This is a genomic window from Cellulomonas sp. P4_B5_2 (assembly GCF_056402235.1).
On record NZ_JBFUHU010000351.1, the window covers coordinates 1 to 3,697 of the forward strand.

The following is a 3,697-nucleotide window of genomic DNA, read 5'->3' on the forward strand; positions in this document are numbered from 1 at the left end:
CTGCGTCCGCGCCCCCGGCCGCCCCGCCGCCGCCACCCGCGGCGGCGCCGCCTCCGGCCGCAGGGCCACCAACGCGCCCGGTCCCCCCACTGGTCTGGCCGGCGCCGAGGCACGGCCCGGCACCCTGCTTGTCGCACTCCGCCGGCGCCGGGGCGATCTCCGCCAGCTTGTTGCGCGCCAGGTCGCCCGCGACGAACGTCGGGTTGTTGCACTTGGTGGCGTCGCGGTTGCTCACGTCGACGGCCGGGTCGGCCGCGCCCAGCTTGGCCACCTGCTCGAAACCCGCCTGCACGAGGTTGAGCGGCAGCGGGGAGTACCCGTAGGCCCCTGCCTTCCCCTGCCCCTCGCACAGCGAGTAGAACATGAAGTCCACGAGGCTCTGGCGTTTGTTGGTGGTCATCCGCGGGTCGCTCGACCCGGTCGGCAGCAGCATGTAGCTGTACGACGACAGGGGGTAGGACCGCGGGTCGGGGTTGGCGTAGACGTCGTCCAGGATCTGCGTGAGGTAGTTCTGCGACGCGGGGTCGGAGTTGATCCGCGCCTTGGTCAGGGCCACCGCGACGGCGTACTGGGTGGGCTCCACGTAGACGCCGGCGGCGTTGAGCACCTTGACCACCGGGTACCCCTTGTTGATCGGGTACGAGTACTCGACGTACGCGATCGTGCCGTTGCCGGCGTCCGAGGCGACCGTGTTCATCACCTGGTCCGAGCTCGAGGCGCCGATCATCTTGCTGCCGCTGGGCTTCGGGTAGTACGACGTCAGCCCCGACCGGCCGAAGTACGGCCGCCAGATCGCCGGCTGCGCGGTGTCGAGCCAGGTGGTGAACTGCGCGGTGGTGCCCGAACCGTCCGAGCGGACCACCGGGATGATCGGCTGGTCCGGGAAGGTCCGGCCGTTGTTGTCGGCCTTGATAGCCGGGTCCGCCCAGCTGGTGATCTGGCTGGTGAAGATCTTGGCGATCGTCGGCCCCGAGAGCCGGATGTCGCGCACCAGCTGCCCGCCGGACTCCAGGTGGTAGGTGAACGCCGTGCCGCCGGCGACGATCGGCAGGTAGGCGAACTGGCGGCCGTTGGCGTTGTCCGCGTTCCCGTACTCGTCGGTCTGCTGGTACGGGATCTCGGAGATGCCAAAGTCGGTGGTCCCGGACGCGAAGTCCTTGCGGCCCTTGGACGACCCGCCGCCGGTGTAGACGACCTTGATGCCGTTGGCGTCCACGTCGGCGATCCACTGGTCGACGATCACCTGGCTCCACGTCGAGCCGGTGCCCTCAATCTGCCCGTACGCGGCGAACGCGGGCGTCTGACCGGTGAGCAGCACGAGCAGCACCGCCCCGAGGGCCGCGAGGGCGCGCCGCGCACGGCGACGGCTCGGATCAGGCACGTGTCCTCCAGGGCTGGGGCGCGGGTGCCGGGTCATCGCCGGCCCGTCCGCGGTCGGGCGATCCGCCGCGCCAGCACGAAGAGCGCGAGCACGAGGGAGAGCAGGATCGACGCGGCGGCGAAACCGCGCTGGACGTAGAGGGGCTCACCGCTGCGGATGGCGGAGAAGATGAACAGCGGCAGCGAGTTCATGGCGCCGGCCGTCGGGTTGAGCACGACGAACGACGCGGCCCCGGAGGTGAGCAGCACGGGAGAGGTCTCCCCCACCCCACGCGCCACGCCGAGGATGAGGGCCGTCGCCAGCCCCGCCCGGGCGGTGGGGAGCACCACGTGCCACACAGTCCGCCAGCGCGACGACCCCAGCGCCAGGCTGGCCTCGCGCAGGCCGCCCGGCACCACGCGGAGCACCACGTCGGCGGCGCGGGCGATGATCGGCAGCATCATCACCGACAGCGCGGCGGCGGCGGCGAGGCCGGAGCGCGGGACGCCGAGCGTGAGGATCAGCACGGCGTAGATGAACAGCCCCGCGACGATCGACGGCAAGGCGGTCATCGCCTCCACGACCGTGCGGACGACACGGGAGAACTTGCCGCCGACCTCGGTCATGAACACGGCGGTGCCGATGCCCAGCGGCACGGTCACGACGACCGCGATCGAGATCTGGATGAGCGACCCGAGGATCGCGTGCAGCACTCCACCGTTGGTCAGCGGGTCGCGCGGGCCGACGCCCGCCATGTCGTCGAGGAACATGTTCGAGTGCGTCAGGGCCTCCGCGCCCCGGACGAACGTGAACACCACCGTGGTGACCAGGGCGATCGCGACGACCGCTGCCCCGCCGCTGATCACCGCGGCCGCGAGCCGGTCGGTGACCATCGGCCCGTCGGACGTCGCGGCCGTGGCGACCGTGACCACCGCGAGGAAGGCCACGAACGCCGTGAGCGCGAACGCCAGAGGATTGCCCCAGGGCAGCAGTCGGAAGCAGATCACCCAGCTCAGCGCGATGCCGGCGAGCACGGATCCGACCAGGATCGCGCGGTCCTCCGCCTTCGTCCCGCCGGGGCGGCGGCGGCGTGGGGGCGCGGTAGGTGTCGGGTCGTCGGCGGGACGCACCCAGGTGCGGGGAGCCGCGGGCGGCGTCCGTGCCTCGAGGACCGTCATCAGATGTCCGTCCCGACGCCCGAGCGGCTGCGTGCGACGACCATCGCCGCGACGGTGTTCACGACGAGCGTGCCGAGGAAGAGGACGAGGCCCGCGGTGAGCAGTGCGGAGAGCTGCGCGTCGTCGGCCTCCCCGAACCGCAGCGCGATGAGCGCCGAGACGGTGTTGGTGCCGATCTCCAAGGGCTGGAACTTCAGGTCGAAGGCCGGGGAGATGATCAGTGCGACCGCGATGGTCTCGCCGAGGGCCCGGCCGAGGCCGAGCATCGTGCCGCCGATGATGCCGCCGCGACCGAACGGAAGCACCACCGAGCGGATCACGCCCCACCGGGTCGATCCCAGCGCGAGGGCCGCCTCACGCTCCCCCAGCGGAGCCTGCGAGAACACCTCGCGCATCACTGCGGAGGCCATCGGGAGCACCATCATCGCCACGGCCAGGCCGGCGACGAACGCGGACGCGGTGTACCGGGTCTGCTCCCACAGCGCTGCGTTCGGGTCCGCGCCCACCTGGAAGAACGGGAGGAAGCCGAGGTAGGTGTGCAGCCAGCGGGCGATGCCCTTGGCGTAGGGCTGCAGCAGCAGGAACCCCCACAGCCCGTAGATGATGCTGGGCACCGCGGCCATGAGGTCGACGACCGAGACGAGGGCGCCGCGGATCCGGGCCGGCGCGTACTCGCTGATGTACAGCGCGGTGGCAAGACCGAGCGGGAAGGCGAACGCGAGCGCGACGAGCGCGACGGTCACGGTGCCGACGAGAACGGCGGCGATGCCGACGCGGTCGGCCTCGGGCTGCCAGTCCGTCTCGGTGAAGAACGACCAGCCGTAGTGCCGCAGCGTGGGGAAGGCCYGGACCGCCAGGAACACCCCGATGCCGCCGGTGATGAGCAGCACCGTCGCGCCCACCCCGCGGGCACCGATCACGAAGGCTCGGTCGGAGCCGCTCAGGCGGCTGGAGAGTCGTCGAGGCAGYGCCGAGCCGACCTGCGGGTCGTCCACCCGCACCTGCGTGCTCATCGCTGCCGCCACGCTCCTCGCTGCTCGTCCTCTGCTGCCTCCGCAGATCGAAACCTGGACCGATGACCGAGTGACGCCGCGCCGGTGAACAGGGGACGAACGCGCGCAGCCCGACAGACGCGTCGGCTCACGGCTCGGTCGAGGGC

The 3,697-nt window shown here is 71.6% G+C and carries 3 protein-coding genes; all 3 read right to left on the reverse strand.

Features of this window, described 5'->3' with window-relative positions:
* Positions 1 to 1,381 (reverse strand): phosphate ABC transporter substrate-binding protein PstS (locus AC1DUQ_RS19200; protein ID WP_477074372.1); only part of this gene is annotated, 1,381 nt, incomplete at its 3' end.
* Positions 1,382 to 1,413: 32 nt separating this feature from the next.
* Positions 1,414 to 2,538: a phosphate ABC transporter permease PstA gene (gene pstA, locus AC1DUQ_RS19205; RefSeq protein ID WP_477062310.1), complete on the reverse strand. Its 1,125-nt coding sequence runs from the start codon at positions 2,536 to 2,538 to the stop codon at positions 1,414 to 1,416.
* Positions 2,538 to 3,551 carry a phosphate ABC transporter permease subunit PstC gene (pstC, locus tag AC1DUQ_RS19210; protein WP_477074373.1) on the reverse strand — a complete coding sequence of 338 codons (1,014 nt, stop codon included), beginning with the start codon at positions 3,549 to 3,551 and terminating at the stop codon, positions 2,538 to 2,540. The genes pstA and pstC overlap by 1 nt, the downstream gene beginning before the upstream one ends.
* Positions 3,552 to 3,697: the final 146 nt, after the last annotated feature.